This is a genomic window from Streptomyces sp. NPDC002032 (genome assembly GCF_042890765.1).
Classification (GTDB): Bacteria; Actinomycetota; Actinomycetes; order Streptomycetales; family Streptomycetaceae; genus Streptomyces.
Map to the genome: position 1 here is coordinate 280065 of NZ_JBIASM010000006.1, position 19026 is coordinate 299090.

The following is a 19026-nucleotide window of genomic DNA, read 5'->3' on the forward strand; positions in this document are numbered from 1 at the left end:
AAGGCCGGGCGCGGCGCGGCTGACCCCCGCCACAGCGGGTCGGCGGCCCGATGTTTCACGTGAAACACGGAGCCGCGTGCGTACGCTGGCCGCATGCGGATGATCGTCCGGGGTGCCCGGCTGCTCCACACCGATGGCCTGTCCGACGTAGAGGTCGCCGAGGACGGCCGCATCGCGCGGGTGATCCCGTACGACGACCAGAAGGAACCGCCGGCGACCGGCGTGCTCATCGAGGCCCACGGCGGCCTGCTCACCGCCCCCTTCGTCGAACCGCACATCCACCTGGACACGGCCCTGACCGCCGGGCAGCCGCGCCCCAACGCCTCCGGCACCCTCTGGGAGGGCATCGCCTGCTGGAGCGAGCGCAAGCGGACCCTGACCCGCGAGGACGTGGTCGCGCGGGCCACGCAGGTGCTGCGCTGGCAGGCCGCCCACGGCGTACTGCACGTGCGCACGCACTGCGACGTCACCGATCCCTCCCTCACCGCGCTCGACGCGCTGCTGGAGGTCCGCGACCGGGTGCGGGACGTCATGACCCTCCAGATCGTGGCCTTCCCGCAGGAGGGCATCGTCTCCTTCCCGGACGGCGAGGCGTTGCTGCGCGAGGCCGTGCGGCGCGGGGCCGACGTCGTCGGCGCGATCCCGCACTTCGAGGACACCCGGGAGGACGGGGTCGCCTCGCTGCGGACCGCCTTCGCGCTCGCCGAGGAGCACGGGCTGCGCGTCGACGCCCACTGCGACGAGATCGACGACGAACAGTCCCGTTTCGTGGAGGTGCTGGCCACGCTCGCCCTGCGCTCGGGGCTCGGCGCCCGCGCGACCGCCTCGCACACCACGGCGATGGGCTCCTACAACGGCGCGTACAGCTACAAACTCCAGCGGCTGCTCTCCCGTTCGGGCATCAGCCTGGTCGCCAACCCCTTCGCCAACCTCAACCTCCAGGGCCGCTTCGACGCCTATCCGCGGCGGCGCGGCCTCACCCAGGTCAAGGAGATGCTGGCCGCCGGGGTGAACGTGGCCTTCGGGCACGACGACGTGATGGACCCCTGGAACGCCCTCGGCACCGCCAACCCGCTCCAGACCGCCCTCGTCGGCCTCTACGCCGCCCAGCTCACCGGCGCGGACGAGATCCCGGTCGCCTTCTCGATGGTGACGGACCGTGCGGCGCGCGTCCTCGGTCTCGACGCCTCGCAGTACGGCATCGCGGAGGGCGCCCCGGCCTCCTTCGTCCTGCTGCCGGCCCCCACGCCCGAGGAGGCGGTCCGCCGTCAGGTCAGGCCGCGGTGGGTGGTCGCGCGCGGCAGCGTCCTGGCCGAGACCCCACCCGCGCCGACGCGGCTGTCCTGGCCGGGCGAGGACCCGTCGGAGGTGGATTTCGTACCGGCTCGGGCGGCGGCCCCGTCCACGGCTCCGGCGCCGGCCCCGGTCCCGTCCACGGGCTCGTCCACGGCCCCGGCGCCGACCCGCCGCCCCGGGCGCCCCTAAGGTGCCTCTCATGACGTGGACCCTTCACAACCTCGACTCCGACACGGCCCGTTCGGTCTTCGCGGTCGCCGCGGAGTACGCGGACGCGGCCCTGCTCAACCACTCCGTCCGCTCGTTCGCCTTCGGCGCCGAACACGCCCGCCGGCACGGCCTCGCGTACGACGCCGAACTCCTCTACGTCAGCGCCCTGCTGCACGACCTGGGCCTGACCCCGCCCTTCGACAGCCACACCCTCCCCTTCGAGGAGGCCGGCGGACACGTGGCCCGGATCTTCACCGCCGGCCTGGGCTGGGCCCCCGAACGCCGGGCCCGCGCCCAGGAGGTGATCGTGCTGCACATGCGCGACGACGTGACCGCCGCCCAGGACGTCGAGAGCCACCTCCTCCAGGTCGGCACCAGCGCCGACGTCTCCGGACTGCGCGTCGACACCTTCGACCCGGCCTTCCGCGCCGCCCTCCTGGAGCGCTACCCCCGCCTGGACTTCGGCCCCGCCTTCCTCGCCCTGGTCGAGGACCAGGCCGCCCGCAAGCCCGCCTGCGCGGCGGCCGCGTACGTCGCGAACGGCGCGGCCCGGCGCATCGCGGCGAACCCCCTGGACGCCTGACCCGCCGCCCCCGCTCACGCCCGCGGCGGGGGCTTGGCCTGCGGGGGGCCGGACGGGAGCAGTTCCGTCGTGATCAGGGAGGCCACCACCGCGAGGATGATCAGGGGGGTGACCGCCAGGTTGCCCAGCAGGACCGTCACCAGCACCGCGCTGCTGACCGGGAGCCGCAGGACCCCCGCCGTGGCGGCCGCCAGTCCCGCCGCCACGGCGGGGACGAGGCCCAGTCCCGGCAGCGGCGACAGCAGCAGGCCCGCGGCCGCGCCGAGGAACAGCGCGGGGAAGACCGGGCCGCCGCGCAGGCTGCCGAGGCACAGGGCGTAGCCGACGGCCTTGCACAGGAGGACGGCGATCAGGGCGCCGATGCCCCACGCGCGGGGATCGGCGGTCAGCGTGGCCAGGGTCGCCTGCCCGGAGGAGGCCACGTCCTGCGGATCGCGGCCGGTGGCCAGCGCGTACACCGCCGCGCAGACGCCGGCGCCGAGCGCGCACAGCGTCGTACGCACCAGCGGCCGCCCCGCGACGTACGCGGCCACGGCCCGGCCCGTGGCCATCGCCCGGTGCTGGACGGCGGCCACGAGTACGGCGATGAGCAGCCCCCAGGCCACGTCCGGGGCGTCCAGCCGGGTGAACGTCCCGGGCAGCTTCGCGGTCAGGCCGCCCGTCTCCAGGCCGGTCCACCTCCCGAACCCGGTGAACACCAGGGCCCCCACCCCGCTGGAGAGCAGCGCGGGCAGCATGACCCCGAACAGCCGGACCCCGCCCACCCCCACCAGCTCGATGAGGAGCACTCCCGCGATCAGCGGGCTGCCGAAGATGGCCGCGATGGCCGCGGCGGCGCCCGCCGCGCCCAGCAGCATGGTGGTCTGCGGGGTCGAGGGCCCCCGCGCGAGGTCCCGCATCAGCAGCGCGAACCCGCCGCCGAGGGCGATCAGCGGTGCCTCCGGGCCCAGCACGGCGCCCAGCGGCAGGCTCGCGGCGGCGGCCAGCACCACCCCGGGCAGCACGGCCGTCGAGACGCCGCCCATCGCCACGCCGTTGGCGGGGATGTGGCCGCCCGCGCCGGTCATGTGCGTGACGACCAGCCCGACCAGGACACCGGAGACCAGCAGCAGCGGCAGCGGCCACCACCAGGGCGGCGCGTCCCAGCCGAGGGAGTGCGGGAGGGTCGACCACAGCACGTGCTGCAGTTCGTGCATCCCGGCGAGGAACCAGAAGGAGACCAGCGACACCGGCACGCCCACGAGCGCGCCGAGCAGCAGCGTCTTCAGGTAGCCGGGCGCCTTCAGTACGTCGGCCAGCCGGGCCGGTCCCACGGGCTGCGCGGAGCTCACGGTCCGCTCCTTCCCGGCCGGCGGGTCAGCCCGACCTGCACCGCACCGAAGAGCACCTTGGCGACGAGCCCCACCACGACGAGGTCGGCCACCATCTGGACGGTCGCCAGGACCCGGCCGGGCCCGTCCACCGCCACGATGTCGCCGAAACCGACCGTCGCGAACACCGACACCGTGAAGTAGAGGGCGTCGGTGCGGCTCAGCGGCTCGTTGAACGACTCCGGGCGCTGTCCCGAGAGCAGGAAGTAGGAGGCCGAGAACAGCACCAGGAACAGCGGCAGGGCGGTGGCCAGCGCCTCCAGCATGCGCAGCCGCGGATGCTCCGACCGGGCGATGACGCTGACCTGCCAGGCCACCAGGGCCCCGAACAGGGCCAGCCCGGCCAGCAGCGCCAGCACGGTCGACGTGCCGAAACCCCGCTCCAGCGGGGCGATGTAGTAGAGCCCCGTCAGCAGGACAGGCGCCCCGATGGTGCGGGCCACGAGGCCCGGGAGCTCCGTGCGGCGCCGTCGGTCGGAACCGTCGCCCATGACCCTCCTCACCCGTGCCCGGGCGGCCCGCCCGTCCGGCGGAGCCCTCCACGCATTGCAACACCGCCCGCCCCCCGCCGCACCTCAGCCGCGGGAGCGGGGGTTACGGCGCGGGAGGGGCGGGGCGGGGTGCGGCCGGAGCCCGGTGTCACACGTCGCGGCGGACGAACAGCCGCTGGGCGAGCAGTGCCAGCCCGGCCCCCCAAGCGAGGAGGACCAGCAGCGCGTACGGCGCGTCCAGCCCGTCCGGGAAGCTCGACGCGTCGCCCAGCACGGCGAGCTGAGCCCCGTCCGGAAGGAAGCGGCCCACCTCCGGGAACTGGCTCAGCACCGTCAGCTGGCCGACCGTCCCCCACATCAGCAGCCCGATCACCGCGACGAGCTGGCTGCGCACGACGAACCCGACCGCCGCGCCCCACGGCCCGGCCAGCGCGCACACGCCGACGACCGCCGCCGCGATCCGCCAGGTCCCGCCGTCCAGCACCAGCGAGGCGTCCCGCGCCCCGAACAGGGCCGCCCCGGCCACGAGGGAGCAGAGCACGCACGCCAGCCCGAAGACCACCCCGTACAGGCCCGCCACCAGCAGCTTCGCCCCGACGACGGCGCCGCGCCCGGGCGCGTACAGGACGCTGCGGCCGATCGCGCCGCTCTTGTACTCGCCCGTCACGAGCAGGGCGCCGAAGAGCGTGGCGAAGAGGCTGCCCGACCCGGCCAGGTTCATCACCCGGTGGGAGGTCTCCGCGGCCGTGCCCGCCAGGTCCTCGGCGGCGTAGACGACACCCAGCTGGCCGAGGAAGCCCAACGCCAGGGCGATCAGCAGCAGGCCGGGCAGGGCCGCGCCGGAGCGGGCCTTCAGGATTTCGGCGGCGATCTGGTGCCGCACCGCGTTACGCACGAGAGGCCTCCCGGCCGGAACGGGGACCGTGGGCGGCGGCGCCGTCGGCGCCGTCTGCGCCGTCCACGAGTTCGAAGTACGCGTCCTCCAGGCGGCCCCCGCCCCGGCGGACCAGGTCCTGGAGGGTGCCGGTGAACAGGACCGAGCGGCGCAGCACGACGATGTCGTCGACGCTCTGCTCGACCTCCGAGAGCATGTGGCTCGCCATCAGCACGGTGCGCCCCTCGGCGGCGGCGCCCTCGACGAGCCGGCGCATCCAGCGGATCCCGTCCGGGTCCAGGCCGTTGAGCGGCTCGTCGAGGACGAGGAGCCCGGGGTCCGGGAGCAGTGCCACGGCGAGCGCCAGGCGCTGGCGCATGCCGGTGGAGCAGGCGCCGGTGCGCCGGCGGGCGGCGTCGCCCTCCAGGCCGACCTGCGCGAGCACCTCGTCGACGCGGGTCCGGGGGAGCCCGAGCGCGCGGGCCGAGACCTCCAGCTGACGTCGTACGGTCAGCCGGGGCGGGAAGCCCACCGAGTCCATGACGGCGCCGATCCGCCACGCGTGTCCGGGGCCGGTGCCGGGCTCCGCGCCCAGCACGCGGGCGGTGCCGCTGTCGGGGCGGGCCAGGCCGAGCAGGATCCGCAACAGGGTGGACTTGCCCGCGCCGTTGGGGCCGAGCAGACCGGTGACCTTGCCCGGCCGCAGCTCGAAGGAGACGTCATCGAGGGCCTGGTGGCCGCCGAACCTCTTGCCGATGCCCGACAGTGCCACGCCGGCGCCCTCGGGCCGGTGCGGGTGTTCCCTGCTGTTCACGGATCTTCTTCCTGTTCGGACGGGACCGGGGGCGGGGTCCCGGGGCGGGTCCCGGCGGGTGCTCGGGGACGCTCCCATCCCACCAGCGGGCGGGGCGTCCAAAGGGGCCGTCAGACAGCAGGTTCCTGCCGGGGACGCGGCAGGATCCTGTCGCAGGCCGCGAGGATCTCCTCCATGTCGGCGGCGGCCGCCCGCACCCCTTCCGTCAGCAGCACGCCCGAGGGGTTGAGCATGATCTCGTCCACTCCGGCGCGCCGGTACGCGTCCAGGGCCTCCGCGACCTCCTGCGCGCTGCCGGTGAGGACGACCTGACGCTCCAGCAGCGCCGTCGCCGTCCCGGCCGGATCGTGCGGGTCCACGCCGACTCCGGCCCGGCGCAGCATGTCCGCGTAGTGCGGGGCCTTCAGGTGCTCCCCGGCGGCGGCCAGCGCGAGGCGGCGCGGGTCGCGCCCGGGACGCGTCAGCGCGACGTGCACGGCGGTCGCGATCCGGGGCGCGGCGGGCCGCTCCCGGGCGCCCTCCTCCAGGGCCGGACGGAGCGTGCCCGCCAGGTAGGACGGCGGGGTCATCCAGGTGATGGCCACGTCCGCGACCTCCCCGGCGGTCCGCGCCATGCCCGGCCGCAGCACCCCGGCGCCGACCTCGACCGGCTCGTGGTCCAGCGACATCAGGCCCCCGTGCATCCGGTGGTACGGGCCTTCGAGCGCGACGGTCTCCCCGTCGAGCAGGGCCCGCACGGTGGCCAGGTAGTCCCGGACGGCCGTACGGGGGCTCGCGTACGGGCTGCCGGTGAGCCCCGCCACGAAGCCGGGGTTGCCGATGCCGAAGCCTGCGACGACCGGGCGGCCGGTGACCAGCGCGAGCGAGCGGGCCTGGAGCGCGGCCTCGTACGGGTGGCGCAGCGGCAGCAGGGTCACGCTCGTGCCGACCGGGACGGCGTGGCCCATCCCGGCCAGGTGGGCCAGGACCTGGTGGGGCTCGGCCTTGAAGGACTGGCACAGCCACAGCCGCCGGGCGCCGCTGCGCCGGACCAGCGCGGCGAAGGGGGCGACCAGCTCGGGGTGGTCGGGCTGGAGGGGGTAGAGCACGGCGGGCAGCCGCGGGTCGGGGTGCGGGGCGGTCACGGCGTCCACCGTTCGCTTTCGGAGTCGGAGTCGGAGTCGGAGTGGGGCGCGGGCGCGGTGTCGAGGGTGGAGACGAGGAAGCCAGCCGGATCGAGGAACCGCGCGGCGGCCTCGGCGACCTGGGCGTACGTCACCCGGGCGAGCGCGGCCCGGTAGGACTCCAGCCAGTCCAGGGGCAGTCCGGCGGCGGCGAACCCGGCCAGCGCGCTCGCCTCCTCGGTCCGGGTGGCCAGCGCGAACCGGGTGAAGCCGGTGGCGTAGGCGCGGGCCCGCTCGACCTCCCCGGGGGCGGGGCCGTCCTCGGCGAGTTCCCGCAGGCAGGCCGTGACCTCGGCGGCCATCCGGCCGGAGCCGCCGGGGGCGCCGGCGCACTCGACCTCCAGCCAGTGCCCGGCCCGGTTGCCGCGGAGGCCGGCGGAGACCGCGTACGCCAGCCCGTGCCGGTCGCGGATCCGGCGCACCAGCAGCGAGGAGGCGTACCCGCCGAGGACCAGCTGCGCCAGGTGCAGCGGGGCGTGGGCCGGGTCGCCCTCGGGGACGGCCGGACCGGCGGCCAGGACCAGGGCCTGATCCGTGTCCGCCGCGGCGGCCGGTCCGGTCAGGGCGAGCCGGCCCGGGAGCGGGGCGGACCGGGCGAAGGGCGGCAGCAGCAGCCCGGACGGGCCGCCGGTCCAGCCGTCCAGGTGCCGCCGGACCAGGGCGGTCACGGTGTCGGGGGCCTCGCCGGACAGCACCAGCAGCACGGCCCCGCCGGGGACGACGGCCCGCGCGTGCAGCCGGTGCAGGGCGGCGGCGTCGGGCTGCGGGGCGGTGTCGGGCGCGGTGGGATCGGGCGCGGCGGCGTCGGGCCGGTCGGCCGCCGGTGCGGCCGTCAGCGGGTGGGCGCCGAAGGCCCGGGCCAGCAGGGCCCGCCGCAGCCGCTGCCGGGGGCCCGGCGTCCGGGTGGCGGCGGCCGACCGCCAGCGGGCCAGGGCGAGCTCGTCCTCCCGGTAGGCGGGGCGCAGCATCAGGTCGGCGAGGAGTTCCAGCGCCCCGCCCAGCCCCGGGCGGAGCACGCTCGCGCCCATCACCAGCGACTCGGCGGTGACGACCGTACTGAGCTCGGCGCCCAGGTCGGCGGCCCGGTCGGCGATGCCCTGCCGGGTGCCGCCGCCGCCCGCCGTGGTACCCGTACCCAGGCAGGCGGCGAGCAGCTCCTGCGCGTCCCCGGGCCCGGGCGGCCCGGTGCGGGCGTACGGGAGCACCAGCCGCAGCTCGGCGAGCGGCGCGCCGGGGGTGTGGACGGCGAGCACCCGCAGGCCGTTGCCGAGCAGCGTGTCGGTGGTCTCGCGGTTCACGGGGTTCCTCCGAGTTCGGTCACCGAGCGGGGCCCGGCCAGCAGGGCGCGGGCGGCCTCGGACACGTCGGCCGGGGTCACCCGGGCCAGCTCGTGGGGGAGGCCGGCGGGGGACGCGCCGGGGAAGAGCAGCGCGGTGCGCCCGTGGGCGACGGCGCGCGAGGTGAGGGAGTCGGCCGCGCGGTGGCAGGCCAGCAGCAGGGAGTTGAGGGCGCGCCGGTGCTCCGCCCCGGCGGGGGGACGCGCGGCCACCTCCGCGAGCACCTCCGGCCAGCCGTCGGCCGCTTCGGCGGGGGCCGCTCCGGGGGCGCAGGCCAGCAGGACGAGGGCCAGGTCGGGGGCGGCCGACCCGAGCCACTGCCCGTGGTACCCGCAGGTGATCCGGGCGGACGCGACGCGGGGATCGCGCCGGGTGAACCGCGGCAGGACCCCGCGTCCGAGCACCTCGGCCAGGACCACGTGCGCCAGGTAGCCGTGCCGGTCGGCGACGGGGTCGGGCAGCGGATGGCCGAGGGCGGCACCGCTGACGGGGGATGCCAGCGGTGCCGTCCGGATCACGCCCGGGACCCCGGCCCCGGGAACGCCCGCGCCTCCGGGAAGGCCCGCGCCCCGCGGCACGCCTTCGGCGCCCGGCGGGCGACCGCCCCCCGGAAGGTCCGCGAACAGCGTGGCCACCGAGCCCGCGACCCGGTCCGGGTCCACGTCCCCGGCCACCGACAGGGCCATCGCCCCGGCCCGGTAGTGGCGGCGGAAGAAGGCCGCCGCGTCCCCGGCGGTGACCCGGGCCAGCTCGGCGGGGGTGCCGAAGCTGTCGCGGCGGCCCGGGTGGAGCGCCCCCAGGGCGGCCTCCCAGACCCGGCCGCCGGCCGCCGCGCCGCGGATCTCCTCCCCGATCACGGCCGTCTCCGTACGCACCACCGCCTCCTCGGGGGCGAAGCCGAGCAGCCGTTCCGCCTCCCACTCCAGGACGGCGGGGAGCATTCCGGCCGGCACGGTGGTGTGGAAGACGGTGTGGTCGCGGTGGGTCTCCGCGTTGCAGACCCCGCCCGCGCCCTCGATCCGGGCCACGTGGCCGTCCTGCCCCTCCCCCTCCGCCGCGCGCGGGAACATCAGGTGTTCCACCAGGTGGGCCGTGCCGTGCGCGCCCGCCGGGTCGTCGTCGCCGCCCGCCGCCACGGTCAGGGCCACGGAGACCAGCCCGCTGCCCTCGCCCGCGGGCCGTTCCACCGTCAGCGCGAGGCCGTTCGGCAGCCGGCCGGCCCACGGGCTCATGCCAGCGGCCGGAAGACGGAGACGCACATCTTGCGGCTGTCACCGCCGTCGAAGGGCTGCTCCTGCCAGCCGGAGTAGCGGTCGGCCAGCTCCAGGCGGGCGATGGCGGCCAGCAGGTCGAGCTCGCTCGGCCACAGGTAGCGCATGACCGTGGAGGAGGAGACGGGGGCGCCGCCGTCCAGGAAGAGCGTGCTGTTCAGCAGCATGTTCTGGGAGGCGGGCAGCACCTCCAGCGACTCGATGACCACGCCGCGGCCACCGGCCGGACGGGTGGTGATCGCGCTCTTGCGCTGCACGTGGTGGTCGCTCGGGTCGAAGGTCTCGATCACCACGTGGCCGCCGGGAGCGGTGTGCCGGGCCACCGCGTGCATCAGCGCGATCTGTTCGTCGACCGCCATCGCGCAGCACAGGACGTTGAAGGGCGCCAGCACCACGTCGAAGGTGCGGCCCAGGTCCAGGCGGGCGAGGTCGCCGAGCACCGGGGTGATCCGCCCCTCGGGGTCCTTCTCGGCCAGCCGGGCGAGCATGCCCTCGGAGGTGTCGATGCCGTGCACCTCGAAACCCGCGTCGGCCAGCGGGAGCGCCACCCGGCCGGTGCCGACGCCGAGTTCGAGGACGCTGGCACCGGGCGCGGCGATCGTCGACAGGTAGTCGGCGATCTCGGTGGAGCCCGGGTAGATGTCGTCGTAGACCTCGGCGAGGGCGTCGCTGTACGCGGTGGTGATGACGGTGCCGAGTCCGCTCGCGTCCGGGGCGGCGTCGGCGTTGGCGTCGGCGTCGGCGTCGGCGTCCCGCGTCGTGGTGTCGCTCATGTCAGTTCCCCTCCGTGGTGGAGTTCGTCAGGTGGGTGGGGTGGGTGGCGTTCGCGGGGATGTTGTTCTCGGGGTGCAGCGGATCGATCCCCGCCGCCCTGAACTCCCGTGCGATCCGCTCCTGGAGGGATCCGCCGTCGCCGGCCGCCAGCGCGTGGTCGACCAGTGCCGTGGCCAGCGCGAAGCCGCGGTGCTGCCCGAAGCTCATGCCGCCCTGGCCCGGCCGCGGGTCGCGCGGATCCCAGGCGGCCGCGACGCCCGGTGCGAGGCGCTCGGTGAACAGCGAGGTGTCCGGGCCGGTCCCGGGCAGCCCCCGCACCGCCTCCACCACCGCGCGTTCGCCCGGCTCGTGGTCGCCGTGCAGGTAGACGACCACCCCGTCGCGGCGCGGGAAGTCGTCCGGATCGGAGAGGACCTTCGCGTGGTACAGCGCGCCGGCCCCCTCCAGGGCCGCCAGCGCGGCCGCCCACAGGGCCGTCGCCCCGTCCGCGTCCAGGGCGTGCAGGAAGATCCGGCGGATGGCCCCGGCCGGGCGGGGCAGCGCCCGCGAGCCCATCACGTAGAAGAAGCCGGGCGACAGCGCGGGCCGGGCCGCCTCCAGCGCCAGTTCCACCAGGTCCCCCGGGCGGGGCCCGGATCCGGGGGCTGCCGGGGCTCCGGAGGGTCCGTGGCCGATCAGCCGGTCGGCGGGCACCCGGGCGGTGATGTCCGGCAGCCGCACGACGAGCTGGTCGCCGCCGGGACGGCGCAGCACCTCGATCAGCCGGCCCGGCGTCGGCGTCCAGGCGTGCGGGACGCCCGCCGCGAGGCGCTCCTCCAGGGCCGGGTCGCGCAGGCTGCGCCGGGGCGCGCCGCCCGGTTCGCGGCGCTGGGCGCCGTTGCCCGCGTGGAACTCCTCGTACAGCGCGTTGCTCAGCCGCCCGCGCAGGTCGCGCGGGCTGTCCGCACGGAGCTCGTGCCCGGCCACGGTGGCCCGGAGCGCGTCCTTCCGTACGGAGACCAGGTCGAGGGCGGCCGCCAGTCGCGGGGCGAGGACGAGCGTGTCGGTGGTGGTCATCGGGGGCTCCCGGAGGGGGTGTCGAGCCGCAGCGTGGCGACGGCGGCGGACGGATCGAGCAGCAGGACCCGGCCGATGCCGGCCGCCGCGCGGGCCACGGGGCTGAGGACGGCGTGCGCCTGGGCGGTGGCGATCAGCCGGTCGTACATGTGCCAGCCCGCGAAGCCGACGGCCCGTTCGGCCAGACCGGCGTCGGGTGAGCGGCAGTCGAGGTAGCCCCGCCAGAAGGCCGCCACGTACGGGACGTGGCGGCGCAGGCTGGCCGAGCCGCGCGCGACGATCTCCTCGTGCGTGAGCTCGAAGCCGGACGCGGGCTGCGGCTCCGCACCCCGCTCGCCGGTCGGGGCGAACACCGAGTAGGTGGCCTGGAAGAGCCATTCGCCGATGAACGCGCCGACGTCGCGCGCCGGGTCGGCGATCCGGAACTCCTCCCAGTCGCAGAGGTGGAGCGTCCCCTCGTGCAGGATGAACTGGTCGAAGCGCAGGTCGCAGTGGGCCGGGGCGTGGACGGCGGCCCGCTCGCGCTCGCGCAGCAGCCCGAGCGCGGCGACCACCTCGGCGTCGTCCTGCACCAGCTTCCAGGCGGCGATCTGCGCCATGCTGCGGTCGTGCAGCGCGGCCCACGGGAAGGCCTCCAGCCAGCTCAGCGGCGGCAGCGGGGCCTCCCCCCGGTCGAGTTCGACTCCGGCGTCCTCGGGGTCCAGGCCGTGCAGGGTGGCGACGGCCCGGCCGGCGGAGCGGCACAGTTCCTCGTCGAAGTCCCCGTCGAGGGCGACTTCGGAGCCGGAGCGGGCGCCGGAGAGCAGCCGGTAGGCGCCCAGGGCGGCTTCGCGGTGGACGCCGAGGTGGGCGGGGGAGCGCAGCGGGGAGTCCGCGGGCAGCCGGGCCGCGAGGGCCTCGTAGGCCAGCGAACGCTCCAGCTCGGGGCTGCTGCCGTCGGCCGCGCGGGCGACGCTCTTCACGAAGACCCGCTCGCCGCTGGTCGTGGTGCCCGCCCAGTTGTCGTTGCGGCCGCCGAAGGCGGTGAGCCCGTCCGCCACGAAGGTGCCGAGGCCGAGCCGCCGCAGCAGCTCGTCCACCTCGGGCGCGGTGTCCAGGGCGGTGGGCTGGTAGCGCAGCAGCGCGGGCTGCGGCTCGGTCGGGGACGCTGTGGTCATGACTCTCCCTGGGGGACCGCGCGGCGGCCCTCTTCGTCGATCAGCTCGGCGGTAAACGCGATGTGGCCCAGGAGTTCGTCGTCCCACCCCCGGTAGGTGGCGAAGTCCTGCATGTGCGTGACGATCCGCAGGACGGCGGAGCGTCCGGTGCGGACCGGGTCGGGTCCGGGCCCGTAGGCGTCCAGCAGCACCCGCTGGAGGTCCGACGCGTCGTGCGGGGGCCGGGCCCAGGCCAGCTCCACGAGCTCGCCGAGCAGCCAGCCGAGGTCCAGTTCGGGGCGCCCGGCGGCGAGGTCCTCCCCGGTCAGCAGGGCCGCCCGGCCGTGGCGCGCGGGCGGCACCAGCGCGCCGAGCGAGGCCCAGCCGTGGATCAGGGACCGGCCGGCGGGTTCCGCGCCGGGCTGCGTGCCGGGCCCGGTGCCGGGCCGCGTGCCGGGTTCGGGTGCCAGGTCGTCGGCCCAGTCGAGCAGCCGCTCCATCCGCCCCGCGCCCCAGAGCGCCAGGGCCCGTTCGCGCAGCTCTCCCTCGCGGCGGGCCCAGTCGCGCAGCCGCGTCAGCCCGGGCGGGGGTCCGAGCGCGGGCCCCTCGGACCCCGGTACCCGTACGGCGTGCAGCGCGCGCAGGGCCCGGGCCGCCGAGGCCAGCGCATGGGCGACCAGGGTGCGCGCCCCGGGCCGGAAGTCCCGCAGCCAGGCGGCGGCCGAAGCCGACCCGGCGACCCGGTGCAGGAGCCCGCCGCCCACCTCCTCGGGGACGGTCAGCAGCGCTGCCCCGCCCCCCTCGGGCAGCCGGGGCACCAGACGGGCGGCGGGCGCCGTCAGCGGGCCCCCGACCTGCGCGCCGGGTCCCTGCCACCACAGGAAATCGCCGTCGGGCGCGCGGAGCACCCGGGTGGTCTGGAGCCCCGTCCCGTACTCCGCGAGCACGTCGAGGCCGAGCAGCTCCGGGGCGGTCATCCGGCCTCCCCCCGCACGGCGGCGGCGCGGGCCGCGCACAGGTCGTACAGCTCGTTGAGCGGGGCCGAACCGCCGTCCTCCAGCTCCCCGGTGCTCGCGCTGACGGCGGGGACCGTCGGCGCGAGGACCACGCCGGGCCGGGCGCGCAGCACGTCCAGGTGGCCCCGTACGACGGGACTCTCGTGGGCCGCGGGCGGCAGCGAGGGGGCGACGCCCACCAGCGCCCGGGTGGACTGGAGCGCGAGCAGCAGCGGGGTGTCGGTGATGCCGAGGGCGTAGCGGCCGACGAAGTGCAGCGTGGCCGGGTGGACGAGGACGAGGTCCGCCCAGCGCGCGAGTTCCACGTGGGGGACGTCGACGCCGGAGAATTGGCTCCAGTCGTCGATGAACACCTCTTTGCCGGACAGCACCGAGACCGCGTCCGCGGAAACGAACCGCAGGGCGGAACGGGTCAGTGCGGTCCGGACTTCCGTTTCGGGGTGCGCATTGCGCAGCCAGTTGATCCAGAAGGGGAGGAAAGCCACCCCGAGTGCCCCGGTCCCCACGACGAGGACCCGTTTGAAACCGGCGTCCACCACTCCTCCTTCGGTCCGTGCCGGCGCCGGGGCCGGCCGGGCGCCGCGACGCCGTGTGGCGCGCGGTGCCGGCCGGTCCCCGATGTCAGGCGGTGATCAGCACTTCTTCTCGACGGTCTTCGCGGCGAGCGAGCCGAGGGCGGCGGCGCAGGCCTGCGAGGAGCGGGCGGAGATGACGGTGGCCTGGATGGCCCACGGGACGGTGGGGCTGAAGGCCGGGCCGGCGGTGGCGCCGTCGTGCAGGCCCAGTTCCTCGGCGGAGGTGTAGGCGGTGTAGCCGTCGAACAGGTCCTGCTCGCTGACGTTCTGCATGGGTGATTCCCACTTCCCTGGTGGCGGGCGCTGCGGCCGGTCCGGCCGGCGCCCTCTCGATGGCAGTGCCGCAGGTGCGGTACTGCGGTGTTCCGGTACTGCGGTGGCGCCTGCGCGCCGTGCGCGGTCAGGCGCCGGTCAGCACTTCTTCTCGACGGTCTTCGCGGCGAGCGAGCCGAGGGCGGCGGCGCAGGCCTGCGAGGAGCGGGCGGAGATGACGGTGGCCTGGATGGCCCACGGGACGGTGGGGCTGAAGGCCGGGCCGGCGGTGGCGCCGTCGTGCAGGCCGAGTTCCTCGGCGGAGGTGTAGGCGGTGTAGCCGTCGAACAGGTCCTGCTCGCTGACGTTCTGCATGGTGGAACTCCTTCGGATTGCGGAGAAGAATTCCCGGACCGCCCTTTCCCTGCGGCGGCCGGTGTCCGTTGGGGACAGACCGATGGTGACCCCGCGCCGCACCCCCGCACCATTGCCACTTGCGGCATTGCCAGGAGCGCCAACTCCGTTTCCGGCAACGGCCGTCGGTGCGCATCCGCACTCCTCCCGGCCGCCGCGCGGCATTGCCGCAAGTGGCAATTCCGCCCGCACGGGAAGAGGAATAGAAATGCGGGTGTGAACACTTCTGACGCAGAACAGCCCAAGGCTGAGCGGCCCGCGCTGCGCGCGCTGCTCTCGTACGCGCGGCCGCACCGCGGTGTTCTCCTGCTGGTGCTGCTGCTGACCCTGCTCGCCAGCGCCGCCGGGCTCGCCCAGCCGATGGTCATCCAGTCCGTCCTGACGAACCTGATGACCGGGGCGGGCCTGCGCGACCAGCTCACCCTGCTGATCGGCCTGCTGCTCCTGTCCCTCGCCCTCATGTGGGGACAGGCCTGGCTGAGCGAGCGCACCGCCGAACGCGTGGTCCTGCACGTACGCCGCGGCCTCATCGCCCGCCTGATCCGGCTGCGCACGAGCGAGCTGGACCGCGTGGAGCCGGGCGGCCTGACCACCCGGGTCACCTCCGACAGCACCCTCGTCCAGCACGCCGCCACCGGCGGCCTCATCCAGATCGTCGACGGATCGATCCACCTGCTGGCCACCATCGTCCTGATGGGCGTCACCAGCCTGCCCCTGCTCGGGATCACCTCGGTGGTCCTGCTCGTCGTCGGCGTCGCCATGGGCGTGGTCATGCCGCGCATCCGCCGGGTCACCAGCCAGGCCCAGGAGTCCGTCGGCGCGATCGGCGCGGCCCTGGACCGGGCGCTGGGCGCCGCCCGTACGGTCAAGGCGAACGGCGGGGAGGCCAAGGAGACCGAGCGCGCCGACGCCGCCGCCGAACGCGCCTACCGCGCCGGCCTGGTGGGCGCCCGCTACCAGGCGATGATCGCCGTCCTGGCCGGTCTCGTCGTCCAGGCCTCGTTCCTCGCGGTCATCGGCTTCGGCGGCGCGCTCGTGGCCACCGGCGCGCTGGACCTGGCCGCCCTGATCGGCTTCCTGCTCTACCTGTTCAACCTGGGCGGCCCCATCCTGTCGCTGGTCTCCGGCACCACCTCCCTCCAGCAGGGCCTCGGCGCGCTCGCCCGGATCGAGGAGGTCCGGGAGATGGAGACCGAGGACGACGTGGACCTCACCCCGGCCCGCCCCGCCGGCCCGCCGCCCGAGGTGGTCGTGGAGGACCTGCGGTTCTCCTACGAGGGCCGTACGCCCACCCTGAAGGGCACCAGCTTCACCGCCCCGGCCGGCGCCATCACGGCGATCATCGGCTCGTCCGGATCGGGCAAGACCACGCTGTTCTCCCTGATCCAGCGGTTCTACGACCTCGACGGCGGCGCCATCCGCCTCGACGGCACCGACATCCGCACCCTGAGCCGCGCCGATCTGCGCCGCCGCATCGCCTACGTCGAGCAGGACTCCCCGATGCTCGCCGGCACCCTCCGCGAGAACCTCCTCTACTCGGCGCCCGACGCCACCGAGGAGGCCGTCGCCGAGGTGCTGCGCAAGACGTTGCTCGACGAGTTCGTCGCGGGACTGCCCGACGGGCTCGACACCGAGGTCGGCTCGCGGGGCCTGGCCCTCTCCGGCGGCGAGCGCCAACGGCTCGCCATCGCCCGGGCGCTGCTGCGCGAACCGCAGGTCCTGCTCCTGGACGAGGTCACCGCCCACCTCGACGGCCACAGCGAACTCGCCCTGCGCAAGACCGTCGAACAGGCCGCCGAGAACTGCACGGTGCTGCTGATCGCCCACCGGCTGTCCACGGTGACCTCCGCGCACCAGCTCGTCCTGTTCGACGACGGCCGGGTCGGCGACCACGGCCCGCACGGGGAGCTGCTGGAACGCAACGGCCTGTACCGCGAACTGGCCGCGACCCAGCTGGCCTCCGTCCGCTGACCTGCGCCACCGACGGAGAATCGACGGGGCGGCGTCATCCGTGATCCACCGCCAGTTCTCACCGCACCGAAGGACTTGAACCATGAACGACGACGCAGCCGACGCAGCCCACGCCCCCGCGGCCGGCCCGCGGGACCGCACCCCCCTGGAGGACGCGCGCTTCGGCGCGATCACCGTCCGCCAGGAGGGGCAGGAGCGCCTGGAGGTCGAGGGCGAGGGCATCCCCCGCGTCACCCTGGAGCGCGACCCCGCGTCGGAGGTGGACCCGCAGACCGCCATCGGCACCCGCGACCCCGAGCGCCTGACGATGACGATCGACGGCCGCACGGCCGTGCTGAAGCCGGCCAAGGGCGCGCTGAGCAGGCGTTCGTACCGGGTGGACGTGGAGTTCGAGGGCGTCGGCTACCGCCTGGTCCCCGATTCCGTGCCCAGCAGCCGGCTGACGCGGGACGGCCGCCACCTCGGAGACTTCTCCTCCGAGGGGGACGAGCTGGTCCTCGCCGAATGGCGCGAGGACGCCGAGGTCCGGCCGACGGACGCCGCCGTCGGCTACGCCCTGGCCTCGGCCTTCGGCACGGGGGGCCAGCCCATGTGGATGATGATCGTCGACGGCGTGGCCAGCGCCCTCCCGTAACCGCCGACGCCCCCCGCCCCGGCCCGCGCGAAAGGCCCCTCCGGACCGACCGGAGGGGCCTTTCGCATACGGGTACGCGTACGGGTGCGTACGGGCCGCGAGGTCAGGCGGCGACGGCGCCGGGCGGGGCGCCCTCCCGGCCGCCCGTGATCTCGTCCGCGTACAGGTGGGCCACGATCGCCGCCTCGAAGCGCGACTTGAGGTCCAGCTTGCGGACGATGCTGGCGGTGTGGGCGCGGACGGTGCGCTCCGCGATGCCCAGGTGCCGGGCGAGCCTGCGGTTCTGCTCCCCGGAGGCCAGCAGAAGCAGCACCTCCACCTCGCGGCCGGTGAGTACCGAGAAGTCCAAAGGATGTTTTTCGGTCAATGTCTTCACTGCAACTTCCCCCGTTGACGGTTCATGATTCATGTCACTTTCGGCCGCTACGCCGGACTTGGTTTTTACCTGGGCATTACCCTGCGTTCCACTAGGGAGAACCGTTCGGCGTCCGACCCGCGCCGCGCGGTCCTGAGAACACACGTCCTGCGGGGGGCAACACAGTGAACGGCACCAGCCTGCTCATACTCGGACTCACGGGCACGGAGGAGCGGGTCTACCGCCACTTCCTGCGCAATCCCGGGACGGTCGGCGAGGACATCCACCTCCTCCTGCACGCCCCCCGCGAAGAGGTCGAGGCCGCCCAGGAGCGGCTGAACCGGCTCGGTCTGCTGCGCGGCGACCGGTCGGCGCTCTTCGCCACCGATCCGGAAACGGCCGTCGGCCGGCTGACCGACCTCCAGCTGCGGGTCCTGCACGAACAGCTCCGCCAGGTCACCCAGTCCCGCCACCTGATCGCGGACCTGGAGGCGGAGCAGGGCTCCAAGTCCCTGGCCCCGCAGGGGGTGGAGCGGCTCGAAGTACTGGCCCAGATCCGCGACCGCATCGACGACCTGGCCTTCTTCGCCCGCGACGAGATCATCTCCGTGGAGCCGTACACAGCCCTCACGCCCGACAACATCGCCCACTCCCGTCCCCTCGACACCCGCTGCCTGCGCCGCGGCGTCCGCATCTGCAGCGTCGTCCGCAAGGAGGCCCTCGACCACCCGCCGACCGTCGCCTATCTGCGCGAACTCACCGCACAGGGCGCGTCGATCAGGGTCGCGGAGAGCTTCTCGGAGCGGATCCTCGTCTACGACCGCCAGACCGCGCTGGTCCCCGTCGACCCGGAGGACACCTCGCGCGGCGCGCTGGTCACCCAGCAGGCCGGTCTGGTCTCCAACATCCTGGCCCTCTTCGAGAAGATCTGGGACCAGGCCGTCGACCTCACCCTGCTGACGGGCGACGGCCACGGGGCCGACGACGTCCTGTCGGAGATCGAACGCCGGGTGCTCGAAGAGCTCTGCCGCGTCGGCAAGGACGAGACGGGCGCCAGGAACCTCGACATCTCCGTCCGCACCTACCGCCGCCACGTCGCCGACGTGCTGCGCATCCTCGGCGCCACCAGCCGACCGCACGCCGCGCTGCTCGCACGCGAGCGTGGCTGGATCTAGCCGGTCTCCGGCCCGCCCGGGCTCCAGCCGCGGAACGCGGTGTCGGCGAGCGTCCGCGTCAGCCAGGCCGGGACGGCCTCCGCCGCGACGTCCCGCCCCGCGTGCACCAGCATCCGGATCCGGTCGCCCTCCACCCACTGGGCGCAGGTCCAGTCCGGGGGCAGCAGCCCCACGAGCCGCAGCACGGTCGTCTCCGCCGCGGCCCCCGGACCGGCCCTGACCAGGGTCACTTCGTACGGTTGCCGCTCGCTCACCGGCC

At 75.2% G+C, this 19026-nt stretch carries 21 protein-coding genes; 5 read left to right on the top strand and 16 right to left on the bottom strand.

The window, feature by feature from the left end; translation table 11 throughout:
* The first annotated feature begins 93 nt into the window (after positions 1-93).
* Both codA and ACFYYT_RS17310 read left to right on the top strand, forming a co-directional pair.
* Positions 94-1485, top strand: coding sequence for a cytosine deaminase (gene codA, locus ACFYYT_RS17305; protein WP_351815517.1), 1392 nt, complete (start codon positions 94-96; stop codon positions 1483-1485).
* A 10-nt stretch (positions 1486-1495) separates the two neighbouring features.
* Positions 1496-2089, top strand: a complete 594-nt coding sequence (locus ACFYYT_RS17310; protein ID WP_351815520.1) for an HD domain-containing protein — start codon at positions 1496-1498, stop codon at positions 2087-2089.
* Positions 2090-2103: 14 nt separating this feature from the next.
* Here ACFYYT_RS17310 and ACFYYT_RS17315 read toward each other — a convergent pair whose 3' ends face one another.
* From ACFYYT_RS17315 to lxmA (ACFYYT_RS17380), 14 genes are all read right to left on the bottom strand, one after another.
* A complete protein-coding gene (locus tag ACFYYT_RS17315) occupies positions 2104-3420 on the bottom strand; it encodes a chloride channel protein (protein ID WP_351815523.1) in 1317 nt (438 codons plus the stop codon).
* A complete protein-coding gene (locus ACFYYT_RS17320; RefSeq protein WP_351815526.1) occupies positions 3417-3950 on the bottom strand; it encodes a potassium channel family protein in 534 nt (177 codons plus the stop codon). Before ACFYYT_RS17320 ends, ACFYYT_RS17315 begins: the two co-directional genes overlap by 4 nt.
* Before the next feature lie 148 nt (positions 3951-4098).
* Positions 4099-4845 (bottom strand): ABC transporter permease, encoded by a 747-nt coding sequence (locus ACFYYT_RS17325; protein ID WP_351815529.1) that lies wholly within the window; start codon positions 4843-4845, stop codon positions 4099-4101.
* The gene (locus tag ACFYYT_RS17330; RefSeq protein WP_351815532.1) at positions 4838-5638 is read right to left on the bottom strand and encodes an ATP-binding cassette domain-containing protein; all 801 of its coding nucleotides are present in this window, start codon (positions 5636-5638) and stop codon (positions 4838-4840) included. The genes ACFYYT_RS17325 and ACFYYT_RS17330 overlap by 8 nt, the downstream gene beginning before the upstream one ends.
* Positions 5639-5748: 110 nt before the next feature.
* Positions 5749-6762: a F420-dependent peptide dehydroalanine reductase LxmJ gene (lxmJ, locus tag ACFYYT_RS17335; RefSeq protein ID WP_351815535.1), complete on the bottom strand. Its 1014-nt coding sequence runs from the start codon at positions 6760-6762 to the stop codon at positions 5749-5751.
* Positions 6759-8099, bottom strand: coding sequence for an insulinase family protein (locus ACFYYT_RS17340; protein WP_351815538.1), 1341 nt, complete (start codon positions 8097-8099; stop codon positions 6759-6761). Before ACFYYT_RS17340 ends, lxmJ begins: the two co-directional genes overlap by 4 nt.
* A complete protein-coding gene (locus tag ACFYYT_RS17345; protein WP_351815541.1) occupies positions 8096-9370 on the bottom strand; it encodes a pitrilysin family protein in 1275 nt (424 codons plus the stop codon). The genes ACFYYT_RS17340 and ACFYYT_RS17345 overlap by 4 nt, the downstream gene beginning before the upstream one ends.
* Positions 9367-10182, bottom strand: coding sequence for a class I SAM-dependent methyltransferase (locus ACFYYT_RS17350; RefSeq protein ID WP_351815544.1), 816 nt, complete (start codon positions 10180-10182; stop codon positions 9367-9369). Before ACFYYT_RS17350 ends, ACFYYT_RS17345 begins: the two co-directional genes overlap by 4 nt.
* 1 nt (position 10183) lies before the next feature.
* Positions 10184-11239 (bottom strand): T3SS effector HopA1 family protein, encoded by a 1056-nt coding sequence (locus tag ACFYYT_RS17355; protein WP_351815547.1) that lies wholly within the window; start codon positions 11237-11239, stop codon positions 10184-10186.
* A complete protein-coding gene (gene lxmK, locus ACFYYT_RS17360) occupies positions 11236-12396 on the bottom strand; it encodes a class V lanthionine synthetase subunit LxmK (RefSeq protein WP_351815550.1) in 1161 nt (386 codons plus the stop codon). Before lxmK ends, ACFYYT_RS17355 begins: the two co-directional genes overlap by 4 nt.
* Positions 12393-13352, bottom strand: a complete 960-nt coding sequence (locus ACFYYT_RS17365) for a hypothetical protein (protein ID WP_351815553.1) — start codon at positions 13350-13352, stop codon at positions 12393-12395. Before ACFYYT_RS17365 ends, lxmK begins: the two co-directional genes overlap by 4 nt.
* Positions 13349-13930, bottom strand: a complete 582-nt coding sequence (gene lxmD, locus ACFYYT_RS17370) for a peptide terminal cysteine decarboxylase LxmD (RefSeq protein WP_351815555.1) — start codon at positions 13928-13930, stop codon at positions 13349-13351. Before lxmD ends, ACFYYT_RS17365 begins: the two co-directional genes overlap by 4 nt.
* Positions 13931-14023: 93 nt before the next feature.
* Positions 14024-14239 carry a lexapeptide family class V lantibiotic gene (gene lxmA / locus ACFYYT_RS17375; protein ID WP_351815558.1) on the bottom strand — a complete coding sequence of 72 codons (216 nt, stop codon included), beginning with the start codon at positions 14237-14239 and terminating at the stop codon, positions 14024-14026.
* A gap of 138 nt (positions 14240-14377) precedes the next feature.
* Positions 14378-14593: a lexapeptide family class V lantibiotic gene (gene lxmA, locus ACFYYT_RS17380; protein ID WP_351815558.1), complete on the bottom strand. Its 216-nt coding sequence runs from the start codon at positions 14591-14593 to the stop codon at positions 14378-14380.
* Positions 14594-14848: 255 nt separating this feature from the next.
* On the opposite strand from lxmA (ACFYYT_RS17380), the gene ACFYYT_RS17385 reads away from it, so the two are divergent.
* Entirely contained in the window at positions 14849-16603 is a 1755-nt protein-coding gene (locus ACFYYT_RS17385; RefSeq protein ID WP_351815561.1) for an ABC transporter ATP-binding protein, read from the top strand.
* 82 nt (positions 16604-16685) lie between these two features.
* Entirely contained in the window at positions 16686-17237 is a 552-nt protein-coding gene (locus tag ACFYYT_RS17390) for a hypothetical protein (protein WP_351815563.1), read from the top strand.
* Between the two features lie 103 nt (positions 17238-17340).
* Here ACFYYT_RS17390 and ACFYYT_RS17395 read toward each other — a convergent pair whose 3' ends face one another.
* A complete protein-coding gene (locus tag ACFYYT_RS17395) occupies positions 17341-17586 on the bottom strand; it encodes a LuxR C-terminal-related transcriptional regulator (protein ID WP_351815566.1) in 246 nt (81 codons plus the stop codon).
* 191 nt (positions 17587-17777) lie between these two features.
* On the opposite strand from ACFYYT_RS17395, the gene ACFYYT_RS17400 reads away from it, so the two are divergent.
* Positions 17778-18767, top strand: coding sequence for a helix-turn-helix transcriptional regulator (locus tag ACFYYT_RS17400; RefSeq protein ID WP_351815569.1), 990 nt, complete (start codon positions 17778-17780; stop codon positions 18765-18767).
* Here the strand turns inward: ACFYYT_RS17400 and ACFYYT_RS17405 are convergent.
* Positions 18764-19021, bottom strand: a complete 258-nt coding sequence (locus ACFYYT_RS17405; protein WP_351815572.1) for a hypothetical protein — start codon at positions 19019-19021, stop codon at positions 18764-18766. The two genes, ACFYYT_RS17400 and ACFYYT_RS17405, sit on opposite strands and share 4 nt — an antisense overlap.
* Between the last annotated feature and the right edge of the window lie 5 nt (positions 19022-19026).